This window comes from Acidicapsa acidisoli (genome assembly GCF_025685625.1).
Classification (GTDB): domain Bacteria; phylum Acidobacteriota; class Terriglobia; order Terriglobales; family Acidobacteriaceae; genus Acidicapsa; species Acidicapsa acidisoli.
Genome location: NZ_JAGSYI010000002.1, coordinates 1,843,946 through 1,868,694, shown reverse-complemented (window position 1 = coordinate 1,868,694; position 24,749 = coordinate 1,843,946). Strand labels below are relative to the sequence as shown.

17 protein-coding genes are annotated in these 24,749 nt (G+C 54.5%); 13 read left to right on the top strand and 4 right to left on the bottom strand.

Translation table 11 applies throughout. From position 1 onward, the window contains the following. The first annotated feature begins 72 nt into the window (after nt 1–72). From OHL23_RS17440 to OHL23_RS17420, 5 genes are all read left to right on the top strand, one after another. On the top strand, nt 73–1,971 hold the full coding sequence (locus tag OHL23_RS17440; RefSeq protein WP_263353188.1) for an acyltransferase family protein: 1,899 nt from the start codon (nt 73–75) through the stop codon (nt 1,969–1,971). A 133-nt stretch (nt 1,972–2,104) separates the two neighbouring features. Continuing rightward, nucleotides 2,105–2,437 carry a hypothetical protein gene (locus OHL23_RS17435; RefSeq protein WP_263353187.1) on the top strand — a complete coding sequence of 111 codons (333 nt, stop codon included), beginning with the start codon at nt 2,105–2,107 and terminating at the stop codon, nt 2,435–2,437. A 59-nt stretch (nt 2,438–2,496) separates the two neighbouring features. Then, nucleotides 2,497–3,552, top strand: a complete 1,056-nt coding sequence (locus tag OHL23_RS17430; protein WP_263353186.1) for a glycosyltransferase family 4 protein — start codon at nt 2,497–2,499, stop codon at nt 3,550–3,552. A gap of 14 nt (nt 3,553–3,566) precedes the next feature. Beyond that, nucleotides 3,567–4,652 (top strand): acyltransferase family protein, encoded by a 1,086-nt coding sequence (locus tag OHL23_RS17425; protein ID WP_263353185.1) that lies wholly within the window; start codon nt 3,567–3,569, stop codon nt 4,650–4,652. Between the two features lie 80 nt (nt 4,653–4,732). Further along, entirely contained in the window at nt 4,733–5,914 is a 1,182-nt protein-coding gene (locus OHL23_RS17420) for a glycosyltransferase family 4 protein (RefSeq protein ID WP_263353184.1), read from the top strand. A 50-nt stretch (nt 5,915–5,964) separates the two neighbouring features. On the opposite strand, the gene OHL23_RS17415 is transcribed toward OHL23_RS17420, so the two are convergent. After that, nucleotides 5,965–7,155: an ATP-grasp domain-containing protein gene (locus OHL23_RS17415; protein WP_263353183.1), complete on the bottom strand. Its 1,191-nt coding sequence runs from the start codon at nt 7,153–7,155 to the stop codon at nt 5,965–5,967. Nucleotides 7,156–7,557: 402 nt separating this feature from the next. On the opposite strand from OHL23_RS17415, the gene OHL23_RS17410 reads away from it, so the two are divergent. From OHL23_RS17410 to OHL23_RS17400, 3 genes are all read left to right on the top strand, one after another. After that, complete coding sequence (locus OHL23_RS17410; protein WP_263353182.1) at nt 7,558–7,785, top strand: hypothetical protein; 228 nt, start codon at nt 7,558–7,560, stop codon at nt 7,783–7,785. An 846-nt stretch (nt 7,786–8,631) separates the two neighbouring features. Further along, nucleotides 8,632–11,136 carry a chitobiase/beta-hexosaminidase C-terminal domain-containing protein gene (locus OHL23_RS17405; RefSeq protein WP_263353181.1) on the top strand — a complete coding sequence of 835 codons (2,505 nt, stop codon included), beginning with the start codon at nt 8,632–8,634 and terminating at the stop codon, nt 11,134–11,136. Nucleotides 11,137–11,151: 15 nt separating this feature from the next. Next, complete coding sequence (locus tag OHL23_RS17400) at nt 11,152–11,367, top strand: hypothetical protein (RefSeq protein WP_263353180.1); 216 nt, start codon at nt 11,152–11,154, stop codon at nt 11,365–11,367. On the opposite strand, the gene OHL23_RS17395 is transcribed toward OHL23_RS17400, so the two are convergent. Further along, the gene (locus OHL23_RS17395; protein ID WP_263353179.1) at nt 11,368–13,491 is read right to left on the bottom strand and encodes a beta-N-acetylhexosaminidase; all 2,124 of its coding nucleotides are present in this window, start codon (nt 13,489–13,491) and stop codon (nt 11,368–11,370) included. It abuts the gene before it with no gap. A 369-nt stretch (nt 13,492–13,860) separates the two neighbouring features. Here OHL23_RS17395 and OHL23_RS17390 point away from each other — a divergent pair, with 369 nt between their 5' ends. Together OHL23_RS17390 and OHL23_RS17385 are read left to right on the top strand one after the other, a co-directional pair. Continuing rightward, entirely contained in the window at nt 13,861–14,646 is a 786-nt protein-coding gene (locus OHL23_RS17390; RefSeq protein WP_263353178.1) for a DeoR/GlpR family DNA-binding transcription regulator, read from the top strand. A gap of 644 nt (nt 14,647–15,290) precedes the next feature. Then, nucleotides 15,291–18,599 carry a TonB-dependent receptor gene (locus OHL23_RS17385; RefSeq protein ID WP_263353177.1) on the top strand — a complete coding sequence of 1,103 codons (3,309 nt, stop codon included), beginning with the start codon at nt 15,291–15,293 and terminating at the stop codon, nt 18,597–18,599. Nucleotides 18,600–18,711: 112 nt separating this feature from the next. Here the strand turns inward: OHL23_RS17385 and OHL23_RS17380 are convergent, their stop codons facing one another. Beyond that, nucleotides 18,712–19,896: a tetratricopeptide repeat protein gene (locus OHL23_RS17380; RefSeq protein WP_263353176.1), complete on the bottom strand. Its 1,185-nt coding sequence runs from the start codon at nt 19,894–19,896 to the stop codon at nt 18,712–18,714. Between the two features lie 132 nt (nt 19,897–20,028). Further along, entirely contained in the window at nt 20,029–21,336 is a 1,308-nt protein-coding gene (locus OHL23_RS17375) for an amino acid deaminase (protein ID WP_263353175.1), read from the bottom strand. A 69-nt stretch (nt 21,337–21,405) separates the two neighbouring features. Between OHL23_RS17375 and OHL23_RS17370 the strand changes: the two genes are divergently transcribed. From OHL23_RS17370 to OHL23_RS17360, 3 genes are all read left to right on the top strand, one after another. Beyond that, nucleotides 21,406–22,860 carry an N-acyl-D-amino-acid deacylase family protein gene (locus tag OHL23_RS17370; RefSeq protein WP_263353174.1) on the top strand — a complete coding sequence of 485 codons (1,455 nt, stop codon included), beginning with the start codon at nt 21,406–21,408 and terminating at the stop codon, nt 22,858–22,860. 63 nt (nt 22,861–22,923) lie between these two features. Then, nucleotides 22,924–23,316, top strand: coding sequence for a RidA family protein (locus OHL23_RS17365; protein ID WP_263353173.1), 393 nt, complete (start codon nt 22,924–22,926; stop codon nt 23,314–23,316). A 60-nt stretch (nt 23,317–23,376) separates the two neighbouring features. Continuing rightward, a complete protein-coding gene (locus tag OHL23_RS17360; protein WP_263353172.1) occupies nt 23,377–24,744 on the top strand; it encodes a GntP family permease in 1,368 nt (455 codons plus the stop codon). Nucleotides 24,745–24,749: the final 5 nt, after the last annotated feature.

Sequence of the window (24,749 nt, the reverse complement as noted above, 5' to 3'; positions counted from 1 at the left end):
ATCGATCGAAGATTGCAGCACGCAAAGGCAAGTCATAACATGAATCACCTTCCCAGGCGAGGAGACTTATTGATGGAAGCATCCACGAGCCAAGCCTACCGGCCTGACATCGATGGTTTAAGGGCAGTGGCAGTACTGCTGGTTGTTGCCTATCACGTACGCACACGATTCACTCCTGGCGGATTCATCGGGGTCGACGTATTCTTTGTCATCTCAGGATTTCTGATTACATCGATTCTCATGCGTGAGTTGGATGGCTCTCGCTTTAGCATTCAAGGCTTCTACGTACGGCGTATCCGGCGGATCGCCCCAGCTTTGATTGGTGTTACCGTCGCAACATCGGTCTTCTCATTCGTCCTCTTGTTGCCGAGTGAGCTTAGGGACTACTCCCGCTCTCTTCTGGCGGCTCTTGGATCTGTATCCAATTTTTATTTTTGGAGTCAGACGGGATACTTCAAGCCTGAAGCGCTAACAATGCCACTGCTCCATACGTGGTCGCTGGCAGTGGAGGAGCAGTTCTACATCCTCTTTCCCGCGTTTCTAGCGCTGCTGTACCGCTATGCCAGGCGATCGGCGCTCTTTATCCTGCTCATCCTGGCGGTAGCGTCTTTTGCGCTCAGTGCGTGGCAGGCATTCAGCGATCCCGGTGCGGCCTTTTACTGGCCCACATCGCGAGCATGGGAACTTCTGAGTGGGGCATTGCTGGTCTTCGGCGGCCTACCTGGAATGAAATACCCGTTGCTGCGAAATATGATAGCGGCGGTTGGGCTTGGTCTGATTATTTTCGCCGCAATGACTTATACCAAATCCACACCGTTTCCCGGTGTGGCTGCGTTGGCTCCATGTCTGGGAGCCGTCTTCCTCATTGGCTCGGGATCGGCTGGCAAGACCATTGTCGGACGAGCGCTTTCGCTTCGACCGTTGGTCTTCATCGGGCTGATCTCCTATTCACTCTATCTATGGCATTGGCCAGTGATCGTATTTCAATCGATGGGGCTGAATCTTTCTGGTGTTACAGCAAATGAGCAGAAGGCGTTTACCTTTGCACTCTCGATTCTTCTGGCTGCGTTCTCGTGGCGATTTATCGAACTTCCATTTCGCCGCAACAGAGGTGCTGTCGCTCCCACTACAGTATTCAAATTCGCAGCATTGGCCGCAAGCGTCCCAGCGGCTGCCGCGTGCCTCTTTCTTCTGATGAATGGTATGCCCTCACGGTTTCCCGTTGGCGCCAGTGCGGTCGCCTCCTATCTCGAGGACCCTGCTGAGGAAGCGCGCAATCGGACGGGATCGTGCTTGTTGACCGAATCTTACACGTATCAGAATTTTGACCGAGCTGCATGTCTCACCGAGAGTAAGACACTTCCCAATTACCTGATCCTGGGCGATAGCCATGCTGCACATCTGTGGTACGGACTCTCCCACGTAGTCTCTAACGCAAACTTCTTGCAGGCAACAGCGTCTGGTTGCAAACCGACGATCGCGCAAGAGGTCAGACAAAATCCTCAGTGCGTCAAACTGATTGAGTTTGCTCTGCGCGAGTATTTGCCCAAATCTCATGTCAAGGCGGTAATCCTCGGAGGACACTGGACGGTCAACGATCTCGACCATCTTTCCTCGACAATTCAATACATCAGGGGTCTCGGAATTACTCCGATCGTCGTCGGTCCGGTGGTTGAATATGATGCCCCACTTCCCAGATTGCTGGCCATTTCTATAGGGAATTCCGATCTCGGTCTTCCCCAGAGACATAAGCTATTATCGGTTCGCGATTTGGATCGCACGATGAATGCTCTTACCAGGAATCAATGGCATGTTGGCTACTTTTCGTATTTTGATGCTCTGTGCACCAATGGGCAATGTCGCGAGTATGTCTCGTCGGGGGTACCGATGCAAAAGGATACGACACACCTCACCGGGCCGGGGTCGATTTGGATCGCGGAACAAATCGTGGCAAAACAATTACTTCAATAAGTGATAGAGGAAGCGGCCAAGTTCAGTTTCATCGCAAAGTAGTCGGCGCGTCTCGGCCTTCGCTTAGTTTTCGCGGTATATTCAGAGTGAAACGCGGTTTGCATTGCAGAAGACCGAATTGATGAGGTGATCCATGAAAGTGTTTCTTATTTCTCTGACGTTATTGATGGGACAGATGACATCGATGCAGGACAGGCCCGTGATCCATCTCAAACCGCACAGCAATCTCATCGAATCTGGATTCGCCGGCTCAATACTCGAGCTTCAAAATGCGCCGGAATATCTCCACCTGCCTAAGCTGCCTCCTAAGCCGGATGGACAGGGCAACCAGTGGTTCGTCGATATTAAGAACTTCGGTCCCCACCCTGTTGTGGTCGATGATACACGGAACTTCAGCTTGCAGATCGGCGTGAGCCAGACCGTACATATTTACTCCAACGGAACCTTGTATTATCAGAAGCACTAATGACGCTCGACCCGCGAAGAAAACTACTTGGTATTGCAACTTACCCTACTATTCCTTCCATGATGCGAATTCTTGCGTGGCCCAATCAATCAACGAACCCGTACACCCCGTTGTTGTATACCAATATGGGGCCGAGGGTGCAGATAGACGAATTCTCTGCCAGGAAGATGCTGAATAGTTATGCCGTTTGGCACGTTCACTGGCCCGAGTCTCTCCTCAATATTCCCAACCCCGTCAAAGCTGCATGCAAACTTGCGGGTTTCTTTGCGATGATGGACAATCTTCGCTGGCGTGGCGGCAAGATTGTCTGGACAATGCACAATTTCAAAGCGCATGAAGCCTTGCATCCATCTCTGGAGAGGCGATTCTGGCGACAATTCATCCCGCGAGTGGATGGCGCCATCAGTCTCAGCGAGACGGGCCTCTCCATGGCAAGAACAAAGTTTCCCGCGCTGCAAAAGGTGCCAATGGCAGTAATTCCACACGGACACTACCGCGATGAATATCCCAAGAGTCCAGGCCAAGCCAGAGAAATGTTAGGCATTCCGCCCACAGCGCGCGTGGTTCTCTTCTTTGGGGCTGTAAGACCATACAAGAATGTGGATGCCCTCGTGCGCGCTTTCCGCGAGGTGTCAACTCCTGACGCTTTGCTCTATATCGTCGGTCGTCCCAATACGACGGCGCTGACCGATGCAATTCTCACGGAGGCCTCGCAGGATAGCCGGGTTCGAATTGCATTTGAATTTGTGAAGACAGAAGACGTTGCGAAATACATGGAAGTAGCGGATCTTGTTGTATTGCCGTATCGAGCTATCTTAAATTCTGGCTCCGCCCTCCTTGCACTTTCATTCAACCGGCCCGTTCTGGTACCTGATCTGGGAGCTATGGGTGATCTTAGGGACGATTTTGGCGATGCGTGGGTGCAAACTTTCAGTGGAGATATTCATGCTAGGACTCTGGAAGCCGGTCTTGACTGGGCCGCCAGTTCCAGATCCGCGGAGTGTCCCATGCCGGAAAAGTACAACTGGCAGAGCATTCGGTCTGAGACAGTCCGTTTTTACGAACAGGTCGCTTCTGGCAACAGCACGAAAGGACGCACGTATCTCAATGCTTAAAGGAACTCCCCAGTATGCGCATTCGAGAAGACTCCAAGACCGTGGAAGATCGCATTGGCGCTCTTGATGGATGGCGGGGCGTCGCTATCCTGTTAGTTCTCGTGGATCATGCGGGCGAACTAGCCTGGTCTTCCTGGTTTCATAAGATCACGCGGGTTGGCGCAACCGGGGTCGGAATCTTTTTCGCGCTCAGTGGTTTTCTGATAACCAGCCTGCTTCTCCGGGAACAGTCCAAGACGGGCCGCATTCATCTGGCGAAGTTCTATACCCGGCGCATATTTCGCATCGTACCTTCTGTTCTCGCCTTTCTTCTAACACTGCTTTGCCTGCGTTACTGGAATTTTCTGCAAGTTACGAATCTTCAGGCCTTCTCGTCGCTCCTTCTATTCAGGAATTACATTCCAAGCGATTGGGGTACCGGCTGGTACACAGCACATTTATGGTCCCTGATGGTCGAGGAGCATTTCTACCTTGTATGGCCCTTGTTATTCCTCATGACGAGGGTGAATGTGAAAGTCCTGACTGCGCTCGCCGTGGCTGATGGCGCATGGCGGGCAGTTTCGTTTCACTTCCATCTGTTGGCTGGCCCATGGGCGCCCGGACGCACAGATGTTCGAATCGATGCGTTGTTATGGGGCTGCATTCTTGCCATCGTAATGAGCCGCTCCGAATGGAAGGAGCGGTTGAAGCGCGCGCTCAACGGCAAGCTGATGCTGTTGTTGGTCCTCATTGATATCGCTTCCAATCTTGGCAACGGCCAGCACAACTACTCATTTTACGAGCCGATGATTCTCGCTCTCTTGGTTGTCTGGCCAATTCTCAATTCCGAAAGCTCCCTTCGCTCTCTGCTTGATTGGCGTATTCTGACGATGATTGGAAGAGTCTCGTACAGCCTGTACATCTGGCAACAGCTATGGATGTTGTTTCCTGGCGCGCCCATGCCTTTTCCAACGCTGCAGGCATTTCCAGTAAACGTGCTGATGGCGTTGTGTTGCGGTGTCGTGAGCTACTATGCCGTAGAGAAGCCCTTCATCGCGCTTGGCCGATGGGTCGCCTCATCTTGGAAATCCAAGCGCGATGAGGTGGCTTTCGCTGGATGAATTCAAAGATGCAGCTTGGAGGCAACGGACTTTAACAGCAGTTGCCGATATCGATTTCTTACGGAAAGGTGTGGTTCAGATTGAATGTATTGATGCTTCACAACAGCTACCAGTTTCGCGGCGGTGAGGATGAGAGCTTTGAATCGGAGGTACGGATGCTGCGTGCCGAGGGCCACACGGTAGAGACGATTCACATCAACAATGCGCAGATTGAATCTGCAGGAAAGATCCACGTCGCGATCCAGTCTTTATGGTCGAGCAATTCCTACGATCTCGTGGATCGTAAATTGCAGGAAACAAAGTTCGACGTACTGCATGTTCAGAATTTCTTTCCACTGCTCTCGCCTTCGGTATACTACGCAGCCAAAAAGCATGGTGTAGCCGTCGTTCAAACATTGCGAAATTACCGTCTGCTTTGTCCAAATGTGTATTTCTTTCGAGATGGTCACGTTTGTGAAGATTGTATGGGCAAGGTCTTCAAGTATCCGGGCGTCCTCCACGGATGTTACCGGGGCAGCCGAATGGCATCTGCTGCCGTTGCAGCCATGACCGCGTTCCACACCATCAAGGGAACATGGTTGAATGCCGTGGACCTGTATATAGCCCTCACAGACTTTGTGCGAGATAAGTTTATCGAAGGCGGATTCCCGCCGGACAAACTCGTCGTGAAGAGCAACATTGTTTTTCCCGACCCTGGATGTGGCGATGGCGAGGGCGGATACGCCTTATTTGTTGGGCGGCTAAGTCCGGAAAAGGGTCTGGAGACTCTCCTGCAAGCATGGAAGCTCCTGAAGAGAGACTGGACCCTGAAAATTGTCGGCGAAGGTCCGTTGTCTCCGCTTGTAGAAGCATTCTGCGCCGAGCGTGGCGAAGTGGAGTGGCTGGGAGCGTTATCCAGAGCCGACATAGGACGAGTCATGGGCGCTGCTAAAGTGCTCGTCTTCCCATCGGAATGGTATGAGACATTCGGCAGGGTCGCCATTGAGAGCTTTGCAGCAGGCACACCCGTGATAGCTTCGCGTCTGGGTGCGATGGCGGAGGTTGGTGAAGCAATGCGGACCGGCTTGCTCTTCAATCCGGGAGATCCGGAAGATCTGGCAGAGAAGCTGAGTTGGATCCTGGACAATCCGGTTCAAGTAGCAGCGATGCGCGTGGCTGCTCGCGAGAGATATGAGACAAAATATACAATGCACGAGAACTGCCGAGTCTTGATTCAGGCCTATGACACTGCTCGGCAAAAATCATTGAGCGCTAGGAGCTAATATAGTTAACCTATAACCCACCCTGCGACCGATGTTCAAAGTCGGTCTGATTACGTGTGTGAATTCGAATTGGCGGGCTGGAATATTTCCGGTCTCAAATCGAGTTGTTTGCGCGCCCTGAAGTAGTGATATAGGCGGCTCAACCATTTGCGATCAGGCCAGGAATCGCGCACCAATTCACGTACCAAAGCAGGCTCTTCCCACGGAACGTCGTGATAACCCTGCCGGAGGTACGCGCTTTTGGGGTCCGATTTGAATGCGTGTGGAAACAAGGCGATCGAGGTGTCGCGAATGCGCTCCTCACGCGCCACCGGGTACGACGTTTCATTTCTAAGTCTCGATGCAATTACCCCTGCGAGGTCGCCATGTGAGGATAGATTCAAATGGCCCAGCTGGGTAGAACGCGGGTTGAGCTCTATCATGCACGCTGCGCCTGAACCCTTTTCAAGGATAAAGTCCAACCCGTGAAAACCGCTGAGTTGGAGCTTTTGAGCCAACAGGCGAGCGGCATCTTCGATATCTCTATGTTCGAGGGGACGAACAACCGTGGCGGCTCCAGTGAGGGTTTGAGTGGCGATCACTTCAACTGTCGACTGTGCCAGCACTTCTCCGCGCCAACAGGCAAACATGGTGGTTGCCGGCCGGCCGGGGATGAACTCCTGGATCGTAATGCTAGACGACCGTCTTTTGCGCCACGACCACAGAGCGACCGGGTGGCGGTTAATCAAGAACCGTTTCCACGCCAAGCTGGCTCTGGTCGCTCCGCGAGCCGCCTGGTAACCCTGTATGGTCTCCTGCGCGGATCGTAAAATTGCCACGCCCTCCCCACCCCAGGTTCCGTCTATCTTGAGCACTGCCGGCGCATTCTGGCACCAACCCTTCAGATCGTCCACTGAATTCACTGTCTGAGTGAGAGGTACGCGAATACCCAATTCGCCAGCGATGCGCAATACCTCGCCTCGCTTTTGAATTGCCGGGTAATTCTCCGCGGCGCCAAGGGAGAGCTCAATCAAAGGTCGTAGGTCGGACTCGATTGCATGTAGAGCGTGCAACTGCCATACTACTCCGTCATCGCAAGGCACAATGATGCTGGGATTGGCAGCGCGAATTGCTGTCTTGAGGGAGAGCATCGACGCAAAGCCCGCGTAGGTGTAAACGGCACCGACTCCTGTGATGTAGCGCAGAGGGTGGCCAGGCGGACATAGCGCCGAAACGGCGCAGCCGTGACGGAGAAACGCCATCGCCAATCGTGCGGACGAGGGCCACCACAACGTTGCACAAACCAACACCGGTCGTTGGGACTCTTTGTCCAAGAAGCCTCGCCGTCTTTCGCTACAGACGTTCCAGGGTAGTCAAAGTTCTCTTGTAGCGAAGGATTTTCAGCTAACAGAACCCTTATACAATTGAGTATCCCACAGCGGCTATAGCTAAATCGTGCTATTTGTTTCCTAGCAGGAGTCAGGGACAGCTGATATACACAGCAAATCTTGCCAGAGACCGGAGACGATTTATGATCGTCGATCCCATCATCATTGGGGCACGACCTTATGGGTTTCCATCACCGCGCATCTTAGGCGGACGAATTTGTCTTTCCGTATCTTTGGCACGCCCATATAAAGCTGACGCATGCAAATACCGAAAGCATGATGCTCAAGTCAGATAGATTTGCATCCAGCCTCTACGATCCGGATTCGTTGTTTACCCTACGCCATTATTACCAGGAGATGAATCTCGCTTACGAGGACGTCAGCTTGCCGGTTCCTATTGAAACCTTTGTAGTGGAATTTCAAAAGCGGCTAGCGCCGACCCTCGAAGAGACCGACATCACATCCGCACACCGTATCTTGTCGATCTACCGCGAGAGTGTGTAACCCACAGCTCGCATCACAACGACTTAAGCGGATTCCACGGAATAAATTGCCGTCATCGGAGCCGGAGCGTCTGCGGTTGATGAGCTGGCCTTTTGCATGAAGGCGGAGCCCAAGTCGAACTAGTCGCAAGACGCCAGAAGATCGCATTCCATGGCCTTTCCAAGGAGCCGCGTCCCCATTGGCAACGTCTGAGAAATCCGCGCTCCGGCCTCGGTGTTCGATGGCGCTCTCGACAACGCGCTTCGCATATGGTGCGAAATTTACAACACATCATATTTCAAAATACCCGCCTGCCGCAGTGAAAACGCCAACTCGCTTCCCGGAACCCGCGTTGTCGTCCAGTCAGGCATCTTCTCAAGGCGAGTAGGGGCAGCTATACTGGACGAAAAGCTGCGTGCGTTCTAGAGTCAGCCCTTTCCGGATCCCCCCGGGACATCTCCTTCTGCTTACCCTGCCCGAAATGCAGGGTTGCGCCGATCCTCGCATCGACGCTTGTCTGATCAGTTGCTTCAGAGATTCATCCGGTACGAAACCCTGCACGATGCACATGCAGGGGTTCCCTGCCTGGCGATGGCGTTCCGGACCCCACCTGACGCTTAAGCCCCGCCGTAAAAAAGAGTATTGACTTAAGTAACCCAAAAACTGTAACTTTAGTAATCAAAGTAACCACTGCATCCAGTCGATGAACTGTTTAGTGGATCGATTCAGTCGACCTCAAGTTCATCCGTGTGAAGTGGAGTCGTACCTGACCTACGCGACCGCGCGAATTCTTCATAACGCGCGTGCACCGAAAGACTGATTCGCTGCCCTTGGTTGACTGACTGTTCTAATCCAGCGAGGTTTGACGTGAAATTTAAGAGCATAGCTGCCATCCTGTGCGTAGCCCTTTTTCTGTCCTCCAGCCTTTTCGCGATCGCCGCGACTGCAACCCCGTCCTTCAGCACTGGCACGGGAACGTATCACGCTCCCCCGACGGTTAAGATTGTGGACGCCACATCGGGCGCGGTGATCCACTACACCACCAATGGTTCGACGCCAACCACCTCTTCGGCTGTGTATACCGCCCCCATCACGATTTCGACCACGACTACGCTGGAAGCCATCGCCGTCTCCTCCAGTGGGTCTGCAAGTGCCGTGGCTTTGGCTACCTTCACGATCGCTCCCGCTGTGGCGCCGTCCTTCAGTACAGGTACGGGCACGTATCACGTCCCCCCAACGGTTAAGATTGTGGACGGTACATCGGGCGCGGTGATCCACTACACCAACAACGGAGCGACGCCAACTACCTCTTCGGCTGTCTATACTGCTCCGATGACGATTGCCGCAACGACTACGTTGAAGGCCATCGCGATCTATCCCGGCGGTCCGCCGAGCGCGGTGGCTACTGCGACCTTCACGATCGCTCCTACAATGACACCATCTTTCAGCACGGGCACAGGCACGTATCACACCCCGCCGACGGTCGCGATCGTGGACGGTACATCCGGCGCGGTGATCCACTACACCACCAACGGAACGACGCCAACTACCTCCTCGACTGTCTACACCGCTCCCATCACGATTTCCACCACGACTACGCTGAAGGCCATCGCCGTTTACCCCGGCGGACCGTCGAGCGCAGTGGCGTCGGCGACATATTCAGTGATTCCGGCCGTCACTCCGGTCCTGAGCCTGGCCTCCGGGATGTACAACAAGTCCGTAACTGTAACGATCAGCGATGGGACTCCCGGCGCGGTCATTCACTACACCACCAACGGAGCTGCGCCGACAACGACATCGGCTGTTTACGCTGGCCCGTTAACCTTCAGCAACACAACCACCTTCAGCAGCACCACGACTCTCAAAGCCGTAGCCGTTTACCCTGGCGGACCCTCCAGTTCGGCGGCCTCCGCTTCGTATACCATCCTTTCGACCTCCGCACCGGTCCACGGCGTGAACTCGAGTGCTTCTTTCCTTGGCATGAGCGTCAACAGTATCCTGGATGGAACTCCCTGGCCGATCGTTCCCGTCGGTTCCTTCAGAATCCTGGGCCTTCAGACGAATTGGAGCACTCTAAATCCGGCCTCCGGAACGTATCAATGGACCAGCCTTGACCAGGAAGTCAACCTGGCGCGTGCCAACGGAGCAAAGCTTCTGTACACCTTCGTCGCAACTCCGCCATGGGCAATCGCCAAGGGCCTGCAGATTTCCACAATCAGCAGATCGGGCGGCGTGGTCACGGTCACAACCGAGCAGCCACACAACCTCTACTACAACCCCACCTATCTACCCAGCGAACAAAGCACCATCACGATTTCTGGAGTTTCCGACAGCAGCTTCGATGGCACCTTTGCGCTGACCGGTACTCCCACCACCAACTCACTTACCTACGCTCAGACCGGCTCAGTCAGCACTTCCAGCTCTGGTTCCCTGAGCGCAGTTTGTGGCGGCGGTGGTGCGCCCGCTGGATGCTCCGAGGCTCCAATGAGCCTGAGCAGCTGGGATCAATTCGTGACGGAGCTTGTCAACCACGTGGGGCCGGGCGTAATTCAATATTGGGAGCTCTGGAACGAGGCGAATCTCACTCAGCAATGGCGGGGAAGCCCGAATACTTTGGTCGCCATGGCTGCGGATGCCAAAGCGATAATCAAGAGCGTCGATCCGAAGGCGATCATCCTCAGCCCTTCGACCACGATCAACTTTGCCACACCACTCGAGTGCGCCACCTACGATCCCCGCTGCGGAAGCAACTGGATGAACAACTGGTTAGCTGCAGGCGGCAAGAATTATATCGATGGCGTAGCACTCCATGGCTATCCGGAGGTGGGCGAAGCGCCGGAACAGATACAGGGCGTAGTTACTTTGTTCCAAATTGCGTTGAACCAGAATGGAGTCAGCTCGTTACCCATCTTCGACACTGAATCGAGTTGGGGTTTGAATTCGGCTCTGCCGAATCAAAGCGACCAGATAGCATTTCTCGCTCGTCACCTCCTGCTTGAGCATTCGATGGGAGTGCAGGGTTCATTCTGGTATGAGTACGACAACCCAAACTGGGGAATCCTTTGGAGTTCGTCCGGAGGATTAAATCCGGTAGGTGAGGCCGATCAGCAAGTTGCGAAGTGGATCCAAGGCGCAACGATGACGCAACCCTGCGCAGCAACCGCCGCCGACCCAACCACGTTTACCTGCGGCTATACGCGGTCGAATGGCTACTCCGCACTGGCAGTCTGGAATACTGCCGGGCAGAAAGCCTTCTCCGTACCCCAGGGCTTTGTTCAATATCACGAGTTGAATGGCAGCGTGACCCCGGCGTCAGGATCGGTCGAAATCTCTACCAGTCCGATACTCCTGGAGACTTCCAGCGCGTTCTAGGAAAACCATCCGTTGATGCGACGCGGTCTTCGCCTCTGGCGAGCCGCGTCGCCCAATGGCTTCACCGATGCCTTTGAGCCGAACTGGCTCAATCCACTGATCTGCACCACGAATGTTCTGCGAGTCAGCCGCAGTGCCTATTGTTGCGCACACTCTTTTCGAAAACGGATGCAGCTTGCGATTGCAGTCCTACGCAAAGTTGCCGCATCCGGCTCGAATTTTCCATCCTGATCAGTGGGCGCTGACAACTCCGGTTTGTGTGAACCCACCGGCTGCTTGCGTCTGCGGTTCTGCCGTCGGCACATTGGATGCCGCCTGGGCCAGTTTTCTCAATGAGGGTAGAAACACAAAGCGCACGAGCGCCGAGGGCTTCTCGGTGTCGGCAATCGTTGCCATCTTGCTGTCAAGCCATGCCGAGGGTGCCGGTGTGTGCGTATCCAGGTAGGCCAGCGACTCCAACCCGATCTGTCCCAAGGCGCCAAGCTGCCGGGCGCGGATTTCTGTATCCGACAGGCGACCGGAACGTCGAGCCCACGCTTCGAGGATCGGAGCCGCCTGTTCCCATTGGGCAAAACGCCTGCGTAGTTCTATCCTGGCGCGCTCCGAGTCTTCTGTGTGGGATGGAGAGATAATGGCATCGACCTCATTTGCGATCTCCTGTCGAAGCGGCGGATCTGCCACCACAGCATCAACGAGACGGTCAAGCGATGTAAGTCTGTCTGTGTGCTGACCTTGATAGCGCTCGTGAAAACTGACTGGCTCAGTGACCGAGGCCAAAATATCCAGCGGCTCAGGATTCCGAGAGCCCAACAAGTTGCGTCGTAGCTTTTCCGGTCCGGAAATATGTGTCAAGCCAACATCTTCCAGCTCCATGGATGCAAAGTTCAGCCGGCGGTACATGTCCGCAACATCGCGATCAGATTGCGGAGACCAGAATCGCTCGGCAATGGCAATCGTTCGAGGCCATATCCGCGAGTCAACCGTCTCGGGGTCAAGCTGCTCGGCCCACATACAGACTTCTCCGCCCAGGATCAACTGCTGTTGAGCGGCCGTCAGCGTGGTATCTGCGGGCAGGGGGTCTGCCAGGAACATAACTTCCGAGGTCTTCTGCGCATCTAGATAATACGGCGCTGACAAAATGCCCTGATAACCTTGTGTCGCTCCGCTAGAAAGTGAGGCGTCGCCTCTCCAACTCTGGATCATGATGTCTTTTGGCAGTGCGGGGTTCAGTATCTCGTCCCAGCCGACCATCTTCTTCCCGTGCTTAGTCAGAATAGGCAGCAGTCGCTGGTTAAAGTACGCTTGCAGTTCAGCCGGGGTCTTGAAGCCTTTCTTCTGCATGAAGTCTGCGATGCGAGGGTTTTCCAGCCACCCGGTGCCTTTCGTTTCATCGCCGCCGATGTGAAAGTACGCATCCGGGAAGATCGCAGCCATCTCCCCGACGAAGGCATCGATGAATTTGTAGGTCTTCTCGTTGCTGGGATCGAGCTCCGCGTGCGGGATACCAAAGACGGTAGGCAACTCTGTGATGTGTTCGCCCGATCCATATTCGGGATAAGAAAGAATCCAGCTTGAGCTGTGGCCTGGCATATCGAATTCAGGGACTACGCGTATTCCGCGCGCATGAGCGTAGGCGACAACCTCGCGCATCTGATCCTGCGTATAGAACTCGCCTCCCGATCCGACCTCTGTGAGCCGCGGAAACTTCTTACTCTCCGCACGAAATCCCTGGTCGTCGCTCAGATGCCAGTGAAAGACATTCAGCTTGGCTACGGCCATTCCATCCAAGGTTCGTTCAATCACTTCTACCGGTTCAAAATGCCGACTGACATCAATCATGAGTCCGCGCCAACGGAAACGCGGTGCATCATCGACCGCGATCACAGGCAACTGGCACGAGCCGTTCTCGCTTGAGAGCAGTTGCAGGAACGTCTCCATGCCATGCATGGCTCCCAGGTCAGTCGTGGCGGTGAGGGTTGCCTGACTTGCTGAGACATTTAATTGATAGCTCTCGTCCTCATCGATGCTTTGCACGTTGTCGAGCGACCCTGCGACTTTGAGCGTGAGTACCGGCGACGCGCCAGATGCGGACAGGTGTTGTGAGCGGAGTACACCTCCGCATTGCCGGTCAAGACGTCTGACCATTCGATCCAATGCTGCATTCAGGCGCGCGTCGTGAGTACCGGCGAAAGCTGCAGTGAAATGCTCATCGAGGGTCAGATGCCCTGTGCCTGGAGTTACGGAGCGTGGCAGCGGCATCAGTTTGAGCGGGGCAGGCACGCCTTTGCCAGTTTCTTCGCTCCGCAGTGGATTGGTGATAAAGATACCAAACACTACAAGCAGCAGTGGAAGCAAGGTGCTTCTTAGTCGGAGGTTATATCGGGAACGAAAAGTACAATCGGCGATCCATGCGCGTGACGTCACAAAGTACTCCTTTAGAGGGTATAAAACACAAAAACAGCGAAAGCGTAGATATTGCAACGGCCGTTCCCGGATAAGGCTCGCGTGACGGCTTATAGGAGACAGCATTCCTATTCCAAGGGGTCACAAGCTGCGTCCAGGCGGAAATTGGCACCGTGGACATGATCATATAACGATAATTAGATCAATCTGCCCAATTTTTTTCGATCAGAACATCTCGCTTAGCGCCAGATTTGCGCATTTTGTTGAATTACGCGCGTCATTTCGAAGCTTTTCCTGCCAGCCGTGTAGAATCAGTGCGACATGTCGGAAACGCTTAATTTTCGCTCCGAACAAATCGTCAAGCTCCTCCTGCGCGCCGGCAGTGCAACGATGGAAGAGATTCTCGCTGCGGCGGGTTCCTCCGCGCCCAGCATTCGCCGTGATCTCGCGAGACTTGAGAACCGGGGACTGATTCGCCGCACTCACGGCGGCGCGACGCTGGCCGAGCCGCTCCTCTATGAGCCGTTCCGATACGACAGTTCTTTTCTGGCACGGGAGCAGCGCTTCGCTGCCGAAAAACGCAAGATAGGGCTGGCAGCCGCGGAGCTTGTACAAGCCGGGGAAACAGTAGGTCTGTCTGCTGGAACAACGACGACATACATCGGACGTAGCCTGCGCCACAGGGAAAAGATTCAGATCATTACCAACGCTATCAATATAGGTATGGAGCTGTGCAACCAGCCTGGAATTCGCACGTATTTGACCGGAGGTGTAGTTCCGTGGGCGTGGTCGTTCTCTCTTACGGGCAATGCAGCGCTTGAATTTCTGGATGATGTTTACCTGGATAAGGTCTTTTTGAGTGTGACAGGTCTTGATGTGGAGCGTGGCGCCACTTCGCTTGAACAGGATGAAGCGTTGGTCTACCGCAAGATGCTTAAGCAGTCGAAGCAAGTGATTGTGGTAGCCGATTCCAGCAAACTGGACAAAGTCGGGCCAGCTCTGATCTGTCCGACGAGCGAAATCCACATACTTATCACCGACGCCGGGGCGACGGCAGCGGCTCTCAGCCCATTTGAGCGGCACGGCATTCGAGTTATCCGCGTGTGAAGCATGGACTTGGCGGGCTATTCGGCCAGTCGCAAAGTCGCTGATTATTGTCTAAATGAACTCCGCGTTCGATGACGCTTCGGAGTATCTGAACGTCTGGATAAAGCATTTTTGACCGTTTTGGCCGATTGTGATCATTTTCCTCTTGCAATCTATCTAATTTGGCCCTATTGTTCCTATATTCATTTCGCTCATAGCTGTTGTGCCACAAAACGGTCAAGGCAACCAAGAATGCCGCTCTTGTCGCAAGGAACAAGAAGGAGGACTGACTGTCCGACAAGACGGTCAACCTCATATGCATGACTTCGGGATAGATACGCGGATAGAAGAAGTCCAATGTGGTGTCCCGGCATTGTGTCGTTGTTTGTTTCTGATCTCGCTGGTTGGAGATCGACGGCTTCAGTTAACTGTTTTTCCTGAATATCCCAGACTCAATAACTCCCGACAAAGCTCACCCGTCCGTCAGCAACCAAGTGTTGATAGGACAGGATTTCAAAAGAAAAAGAGAGGGTGCGATGGCAATGATTCACATGAGGCCTGCTTACAATCGTTGGTTTCTTTCACGGCGTTTCAACCGTATGCCGCAAGGTTGTTCCCGTGAGCGGAGCTGCATCAATAACCGCTTATCTTTGCTCGCAACGTTGATGATTGCACTTCTGTTATGTCCATTGATAGGACGGGCTCAGGAGCTCACTGCAACGCTCAGCGGTGTAGTTACCGATTCTTCCGGGGCGGTGATACCTCATGCCCTGGTCACGATTACGCTCAATGGCGATAACGGAATCGCCCGCCAAGTTGAATCGGACGGCAGTGGTAATTACGTTGCAACCAATCTCACGGCCGGCACTTATTCGGTAACCGTAGCAGCGCCGGGTTTCGAGACCTACAAGGGCAAGGACATTGTCCTCGACGTTGCGGAAAAGCATGCTGTGAATGTGCAACTGAAAGCTGGCTCCGCCGCGACCACGGTTACGGTGGAAGACAATCCGGTTTCGGTAGATACGGAGAGTAGTGCTCAAGCTGGAACCATCTCCGGAACCCAGGTTAGGGAACTCGAGTTGGCCAACCGCAACTTCGAACAGCTTGTCGTTCTACAGCCCGGCGTAGTCAATGCGCTCGGCGATAACGTTGTCGGAGGCGGCAGCACCGGTATTTCGGTAAACGGAGCCCGTACTACCGCGAATAACTGGACTGTGGACGGCGCTGATATTAATGACAGCGGATCGAACGCAACCATCACCAATGTTCCCAGTGTCGATGCTATCCAGGAGATCACGCTGCAGCGAGGATCTTATGACGCAGGCTACGGGCGCAGCGGCGGAGGCCAGGTCCTCGTGGCGACCAGGAGCGGCACAAGTGCTTTCCACGGCGGCGCCTATGAGTTCGATCGCAATACCGCTCTGAATGCCAACGATTACTTCAATAAGCAACAGCAAATTGCCGCTGGAGAGCCGAACACGCCTGCGGTTTACCACTACAACAACTTTGGCTTTACCATCGGTGGTCCCGTCTTCATACCGAAGGCGTACAACACGTCCAGGAATAAGACCTTTTTCTTCGTGTCAGAAGAGTGGTTTAAGAATACTCAGCCTGGAAATGCCAGCTTTGCGGCTGCGACTTCCGCTGAGATTGGCGGCGTAGTCCCGGGCCAATTTACAAATGGACCGGCAAACTGTCTGAGTTACGATGCGAGTACCAACTCGACCACGATCGCACCCAGTTGTTTCAGCAAGAACTCCCAGGTCTATCTGACCAACGTCTACGCCAAGAATCCAGCCAACAGCGGTGGTAACTACGAATTCTCCTACTCTGCGAAGCAGAACGAGCACGAGGATATCGTTCGCGTCGACCACTACTTCAATGACAAGGTGCATTTCTTCGCCCGCGGCATGAACGATGATTTTCCGAACAACCAACCCATGGGCCTCTGGGCGGGGAACAATTACCCCTCGCTGGTGAACACGGCAGTTGACTCGCCCGGCAAAAACGTCGTGGGCAACCTGACCTGGGCTATCTCGCCGAGAATCGTCAACGAAGTGGAGTTTGTCTGGGCTCAAGGCACTTACAATTCCACTATCCAGAGCGGTCAATTTGCCACGTCACCCGCAGCCTTCAGTGCGATGACGAATAACTGGGCCTACACTGATCCATACGGACGCGTCCCAGCGATCACGATTGCCAGCGGGCTTCAGGGATATTCACCAGGTTCCGCGCCGTGGAAAGAACGCAACCTAGACCGCACATACTACGATAATCTGGCGATCACGCTCGGCAAACATACCCTTCGTACGGGTTTTCAATTCCAGCAGATGATCAAGACCGAAAATGCCGTCGATGGCGGCCCAAACTTTAAGTTCAACACCTGGGGCGATTTCCTGCTGGGCAACGTTCTCGTCTATCAACAGCAGAGCCGTGATATCACTCCCGACCTGCACTACATAAACAGCGAAGCGTACGTACAGGACGACTGGAAGATCAACAGGCGCCTCACCCTCAACCTCGGCGTGCGCTGGAGCAGATTCCCATCTGCGACGGACGTGAAGAATACCCTGAATAACTTTGATCCACGGCTGTATAACTCTGCGAACGCACCCGTCATCGATCCCACAACCGGCAATTTCGATCCCACCCAGACCGCTTTGATTCCAGCAACGTACACCAATGGAATCATCTTTCCCCAAGGCGCAGCCTGCACCGCGGCGCAAGCCGTTTCCTCGCAGGTTACCTGCTCGCCTTATGGCAGCTATATCAACCCAAATAACAACGCAAACTTCGGGCCGCGCCTGGGATTCGCCTACAACCCTGATGGCCGCGGAATCACGGCCATTCGCGGAGGATTCGGGATCTTCTACGACCGCCTCCTCAATGGCATCTGGGAGCAGAACGCCTTCTCTAACCCACCGCTATTGCAGACCACAACCGTGAACAATACTTCTTTTGACGACCCCTCCGGCGCAAATGCCATTTCTTACGGTCCCAATGGTCTGACGGTCACAGGAACGCCTATCTTCAAGGTTCCGAATTACGCCAACTACAATCTCTCCGTGCAACGCCAACTGTTGCCAACCACAACACTAGAGATAGCGTATGTCGGCAATGTGGCGCGTCACTTGCTCGGCGAGTTCGACATGAATCAGCCCACCGAAGCGGCGAGAGATGCGAATCCAACATCTGACGTCAATGCTCTTCGCCCCTATCTGGGATATGGCTTTATGCATTCCAGAGCGCCGCTATTCACCAACAACTACAACTCGCTGCAGGTCACGGTGCAACACCGATCCTCGAAGGGGCTGACTCTCGGCGCGGCATATACGTGGTCAAAGGATCTGACTACGAACTCCAATGACCGCGGAACGTCAGCGAGCAACAGCTACGACTTCAAGCACGATTACGGTCCGTCAACCACGAATACGCCGCAGGTTCTTGAAGTCAACTATATCTATCAACTGCCCTTCTATAAGCAGCAGTTGGGATTTGTTGGGCATGTTCTCGGCGGATGGGAGGTCTCCGGTATTTCCTCGTTTGTCTCCGGCGCCTCCTTTACGGTGACCCAGACAACGGATCCATTTGCTGCGATTGGCCCCAATGGTCTGGGAATGATTCAGGACGCCGACATTCAGATCCGTCCCGACCAGGTTGCGCCCATTCATCGGGTCAAAACCGAGCAGCAGTGGTTTTCGACCTCATCCTTTAATACGGCTGCGGGCCACTTCGGCTCCGAGCGTGTGGGCTCGCTCCTTGGGCCCGGCCTGCAGGATTGGGATCTGGCGAGCATCAAGAATGTAAATCTTGGGGAACACGTCAAGTTCCAACTGCGCGGAGAGTACTTCAATGCGTTCAACCACACTAACTTCAACGCTGTCGACTCTGTCGTGAGCGACAGCAACTTCGGACAGGTGACGAGCGCTCACGTACCGCGCAGAATCCAGATCGGCGCGAAACTTAACTTCTAACTTGAGGATCGTCACGCAAGACAGATGGCCTGTGCGGAAGCACAGGCCATCTTCGTTATAAATGCACTATGTACTCAACGCGTAGTAATTCAAAGATCCACGGTGGCCCGAATTACTTATGCTCCGGTGCGGCGGTCTGTCCATCGTGGGCATGATCTTTGCCGGGCAGTCCCGACATCATCTTCAGCAGTCCTTCATTTGCCGCTTTGTTGAGGCTGCTGGCTTTCTCAAGTTCTGCCTTGGCTTCTGAAGTTCTTCCCATGGACCGATACAGCTGTCCGATCCTGTAGTGAACACCCACATCGGACGGCGCCAGTTTTTCAGCAACTTGAAACTCCGCCAGAGCATCCTGCTTGCGGCCATCCTCGGCGTAAACGATACCAAGATCGAGGTGCGCCATGGAACTCCCCGCATCACTCTTTACTACTGCCTCCAATAGCGCCCTGGCATCCTCCATCCGGTTCAACTCGATCTCAGAATTGGCCAGATAGAGCATCGCCTTGATGTGCCGCGGGTCATTGTCGATCTCAGTCTGAAACTCCGAAGCCGCCTCTGGATATTGGCGCTCAGTCCACAATAGATAACCCAAACCGAAGTGGACATTCGGTTCTTTGGGATTGGCTGCGACTGCGGCGCGAAACTCACGTATAGCGCCGTATGTATCTTTCATCTCACTGAGCGCCTCGCCCACCAACATATCTGCCTCAGCGGACTGGGCATTTAATGACTCGATCCTATGAAATGCATCCAGGACACACGGGTACTGATGTGACAGTAAGCAACTGTGCGCCAGAGTCAGCAACAACGTAAGGTTTTGTGAATCCTGCTCCGCGGCATGCTTCAGATAGGGAGACGCCGCCGCATATTCGCCGAGACCGTAATAAGACATCCCTATCAGAACTGTCAGGCGCTGGTCTTCCGGCGTGGCTTTGAGTAGTGGCGTAAACATCTCTATAGCTTGTTTGTAGTCGCCGTTCTTGAAGAGCGCGAGGCCCAGGTTCAAACGGAGCCCGGGCATTGCGGGTTTGAGCGCCAGGGCTTTACGGTAAAAACGAATGGCCTCAGCGTAGCGTTCCTGCCGGGCTTCGAGCAGGCCAAGGTGAGCCAGGGGTTCAGGATTGGCAGGGTATGCCTTGGCCAGGGCGCTCCAGGCTGTTTCCGCCTCGGCCGTCTTGCCCTGTTGTTCCAAAGACATGGCAACTCCGCTTGGATTGCTCTGCGACAGAACAGGCGAGACCATACTCGCCACGAACATTACCAGCGAGATAGTCGCCCAATGCTCCTGTCTAAATCTCACATGCGTCTCCATCAGGATTGTCTCGTGCAGAAGCTACAATACGCAAGCACGCCTGATCTTAAGGAAGAGAGCAGTTAGGGCAATCGGACATGCGGCCCAATCAAGAACTCTTGGGCTTGATGTTTTCATTAATCAAAAGAATGTCTGAACGATATCCATAACCTGGTATTGGGAATTCAGCACCGGCAGCGTGCGCCATTTGTCGAAGGTCAGGCAAGGGTGCGAGATATCAAAGCCAATCATATCGCCCACTCGAAGATCATCGTCAGCACTAATCTGCAAATAGGAATGCTGATCCATCATCTTCGTCACAGTCCAGTGCTCGCCGGCCTTTTTCGGAACAGCGTCTCCGAATCTAAATCCGGGTCTGAAGTGCAGCGCAGGAACAGGAAAACCGGCGTCGAAGGCTGCGTCGCGCTTGCCTAAAGCTACAATCGCCCGATTTGCTTCTGGAACCGATTGCACATAGGCCCAGACTTGCAATGCGGGCAAGAGTCCAGAAGCCATACTTCGTGCGATTGGATTGTGCTGCAAGATCCTTGTCTGTGCCTTCTGATACGCGCCAATATCATGGGTAAGATAGCAACCAGGGCGCAGTACGGCTTCAACCGTATTGCCGAAATTGGCAGCGGAAAAAACCTCGGCTACGACGTCATACCAAGCCGAACCGGCACCTGAGATGAGAGCAGGAGAACGCCGGAAACTCTCCTCGGCAAGAAGCCTACGCGTGACTTCGACTGCGTTCTGCAAATACTTACGAATCGCCAGTTCCTCTTCGAGGACTCCTTCATAGACCTCGACGCCGCACAGAGCTATGGATGCGCTCCAACGCGACAACGAGGCCAGCACCGCTTGCAATTGATCATTGTCGCGCACTCCGGTGCGGCCTCCTGCAACGCCCAATTCCAGCAGAACGTTCAGACGCTGACGGTACTGCGAAAAATATGCGCCAAGCTGTTCGACCTGCGCTGCTGAATCCACCAGGCAGTAATATTCGAAACTCGGATCATTGATGAGGCGTGCGATGGTGGCCATATTCGCCTTGCCGACCAGTTGATTGGCCATCAATACTCGGCGCACGCCGTGCGCATACGCAATCTGTGTCTGGTGGGCAGTCGCAAGCGTTATTCCCCATGCGCCTGCCTGTAATTGCCGCGCAAATAGTTTGGGAGCCATCGCAGTTTTGCCATGTGGCGCGAGTTTAAGTCCATAAGCAGTGATGAATTGCTGCATCCAATCGAGGTTGTGCTGTAATCTTTCTTCATAGAGTACGGCTGAAGGCAGGCTCAGGTCTTCGCGAAGCAGATTCCAATTGAGTTGGACAATCCCATCAGGATCGAGCGCACCTTCGAAAAACCCCAAGCCTTTGTTCAACGAGGTGATTGCGGTAAGGGGCACTAGCTGCATTTGCTGATCGTTGTTCACGTATGAGATCTCCATGTATTTCCAGCATTCAAGGAAGTGTTCGAGAACCGTGCGACCAATAGTTTATATTCTGAGTCAGCCAGCATGTTGAATTGCGACACCATCATACGAAACGCAAGCGTTTTGGACGGCAGCGCCGCCGCCTCCGAGGTCCTCGATGTTGCTATCCACGACGATCGCATTTGTGCAATTGGCCCATCTCTTGAGTGCAGCGCATCCGTTGTTATGGACGCAGAAGGTCTCGCGCTGACGCCGGGTTTTATCGATGTACATACCCACGACGACACCAGTGTAATCCGAACGCCGGCGATGCTGCCCAAGCTTTCGCAGGGTGTAACTACGGTCATCGTGGGCAACTGTGGCATCAGCGCCTCTCCGGTCGAGCTTCGCGGCGAACCGCCTGACCCCATGAACCTGCTCGGCGGCGTGGAAGATTTTCGCTATCCGACCTTTGCCGCCTATGTTACGGCTATCGGCCAAGTGCACCCGGCAGTGAATGTTGCCGCCCTTATTGGCCATACGTCTTTGCGCAATAACCACATGGATCGGTTGGACCGCACCGCGACGGATGCTGAAGTCGACGCGATGCGTGCACAGTTCAAGGAAGCTCTCGACGGGGGCGCATTGGGTCTGAGCTCCGGCCTCGCCTATCTTTCGGCAAATGCCGCTTCGACCGAAGAAGTGCTGGCGCTTGCGGAGTTGCTTGCCTCTCACAGCGCGGTGTACACCACTCATATGCGCACCGAATCCGACGCGATTCTCGATGCCATGCAGGAAGCATTTGAAATCGGCCGCATGAGCCAGGTACCGGTCATTGTTTCTCATCTGAAATGCGCTGGCATCGCCAACTGGGGACGAAGCGGCGAGGTGCTTGACGCTTTGGATACGGCGCGAGCCCTGCAACAGGTGGGTTGTGACTGCTACCCTTACGCAGCCGGATCGAGTACGCTCGATCTGCGGCAAGTAGATGAGCGGGTAAGAATTACGATTACATGGAGCACGCCGCACCCGGAGATGGCTGGCCAGTCACTGGCGCAAATTGCAGCAGCTTGGGGCGTGACGCAATACGAAGCGGCACAACGGCTCAGGCCTGCCGGAGCTATCTATCACAGTATCTCGGAAGAAGATATGCGCCGTATTCTTAGCCACCCTGCAACCATGATCGGCTCGGATGGCTTGCCGAACGATCCCTTGCCGCATCCTCGCTTGTGGGGAACCTTTCCCCGCGTGTTAGGCCGTTACAGTCGCGAGGCAAAGTTGTTTTCGCTTCCTGAGGCAATTCACAAGATGACCGGCATGCCCGCGCGGAGATTCGGATTGGAAGAGCGTGGTTTGATACGCGAGGGTTATTGCGCGGACCTCGTGCTCTTCGATCCAGAAACGATCCTCGATACAGCGACATTTGCCGATCCCATACGCCCCGCACAGGGAATCGCAGGCGTATGGGTCAATGGCGTTCTTTCGTATACTTCTGACGGAGCTACCCAGAATCGTTCCGGGCGCTTTCTCCCACGCGGCAAAACGGCGTGGATTCAATAGCCCTTATTCGGAAACCGGGTTCAGAAACTCGAACGATAACTCAACTTAGACAAGGAGCGCAGGATGAGCATAAAGCGGTACGGAGTAGAAGGCGGCAAGGGCACGGGCGGTCAGCATCTTCCATTTGCGCGCGCAGTCGAGGCCGATGGATGGTTATATGTATCGGGTCAGGTTCCGATGGTAAAAGGCGAGGTGGTAGCAGGCAATATCGTTGCTCAATCCCAGCAGGCCATTCGCAATCTCTTATCGATTCTCGAAGAAGCCGGTTACGGTACCGAGCATGTTGTACGTTGTGGCGTATGGCTTGAAGATCCGCGCGACTTCTCGTCATTTAATGCGGTTTTCAAAGAGCACTTTGGCGAGCATCCTCCTGCCCGTGCATGCGTTGTATCGAGCATGGTCGTCGATTGCAAAGTAGAAATTGATTGCGTGGCTTACAAGGCTCCCAACCGTTGATCGTGCAAGGCTTTCAATCTTGATTTCTAGCCGTTCCGCTGCCGGAGAAGCGCTCATCCTGTGCTCTTGACCACCTTCACGATCGACCCTCACAGTCTCTTTCTGCTGGTCTCGGCTCTTGCTGCCGTGATCGGCTTGATTCTGCTGATCGCAGTCTTCAAGCTGAACCCGTTCATCACCCTGCTGCTCGCCTCGCTTGGTCTGGCAATGGTCACCGGCATGCAGCCTTCCACCATCATTCACTCCTTTGAAGCTGGAGTCGGCGCAACTCTTGGTCACATTGCAGTCGTCGTGGCTCTTGGCACCATGCTGGGGAAGATGATGGCGGAGTCGGGCGGCGCGGATCAGATCGCCTACACGCTCATTCGCCTCTTCGGCGAGAAACGTGTGCACTGGGCCATGGTCATCATCGGCCTCGTCGTTGGCCTGCCGGCCTTCTTCGAGGTTGGATTCGTCCTCCTCATTCCCATCGCATATACGGTTGCGCGGCGAACAAAAACATCCTTGATCATGGTCGGTCTACCCATGGTCGCTGGGCTTTCCGTAGTCCACGGGCTAGTTCCTCCGCATCCCGCAGCTCTGCTTGCGGTAACCATCTATAAAGCAGACGTGGGCCGTACGATCTTCTACGCCCTGCTTGTCGGTTTGCCCACAGCCGTTATCGCCGGGCCGATCTATGCGAAATTCATCGCTCCGCGCATCCAGCTTCCGACGGAGAATTCCATCTCCGCGCAGTTTGTCGATCACGGATCGGAGCGCAGCTTGCCTGGCTTTTGGCTTACTGTGTTCTCCATCCTGCTCCCCGTTCTTCTCATGTTGATCGGCAGTTGGGCCGACGCAATCGCAACGCCGAAGAGCGCGTTGAACGAGGCGCTTCATCTCGCCGGCAACGATGACATGGCTCTTTTGATCGGCGTGTTGGTCAGCTTCTTCACACTTGGCCGGTTACGCGGCTTTACGAGAGAGACGATTCTGCGCTTCAGCAATGAATGCCTCGCACCTACGGCGACAATCACGCTGCTGGTTGGCGCTGGCGGAGGCTTTGGAAGAATATTGCAGGATAGCGGCGTCTCTCAGGCCATTATCGGAGTTGCGTTGCAGAGCCACATTCCATTGCTGCTGCTTGCTTGGCTGCTCGCCGCATTGATGCGCCTGGCCACCGGTTCCGCGACTGTGGCTATGACGACAGCCGCCGGCATTGTGGCGCCAATCGCCTTGCATAGCACTGGCGTTCGACCGGAATTGCTGGCCATTGCCACCGGAGCTGGCTCGCTCATTTTCTCTCATGTCAACGACGGCGGCTTCTGGCTTGTGAAGGAGTACTTCAACATGAGCGTAGCGCAGACGATTGAGACCTGGTCGATCTGCGAAACCATCATCTCGGTCACGGCGTTGCTTCTCACTCTTGCGTTGTCGCTTGCGCTCTAATAGAC